Raw genomic sequence first — 481 nt, forward strand, 5'->3', positions numbered from 1 at the left:
TAAAAGGCGTCACGATGACGCCTTTTCTTATTCACACGACTCAATCTGTTCTAAAAACCGCTCAAAATCCTCTTGTGTCAGAACCTTATGGCTGCTCTCGATGAACTCAATATTTTGTCCATTGCGATTGAAGATAACGTACCAACCATCAATTGGACGCCAGAAAAAACGGTGAAGCAAGTTGGCAAACTCCCGATTCAAGTCAATTTATACCTGCGAACCTTAAATGGACGATGGATGGCAAAGCTCCTCGAGCAAGGTTTAAGGATACCGTTGGGGGAAGACGTTCTTTCTAAATGCACCATGTTGAATAAATACAACATGGTGGTTCTGTGTACGATGTTGACAACTTAAGAGCCCCCCGCAATACAACACGAGGATTAACAACGAATAGCATTAGAAGAATGGATTACTTTTAGTAAGGCAAAACCCAATAAACAGGATATGAATGAGTATTTACTCTGTCTTATAATGGGGCAAA

General features: G+C 41.0%; 1 protein-coding gene. It reads left to right on the plus strand.

The window, feature by feature from the left end; all coding sequences use genetic code 11:
- Positions 1-87: 87 nt before the first annotated feature.
- Positions 88-354 carry a hypothetical protein gene (locus IQR33_RS15700; RefSeq protein WP_005477168.1) on the plus strand — a complete coding sequence of 89 codons (267 nt, stop codon included), beginning with the start codon at positions 88-90 and terminating at the stop codon, positions 352-354.
- Positions 355-481: the final 127 nt, after the last annotated feature.

Origin of the sequence: Vibrio sp. OPT46 (assembly GCF_015163535.1) — a bacterium.
GTDB classification, from domain to species: Bacteria; Pseudomonadota; Gammaproteobacteria; order Enterobacterales; family Vibrionaceae; genus Vibrio; species Vibrio alginolyticus.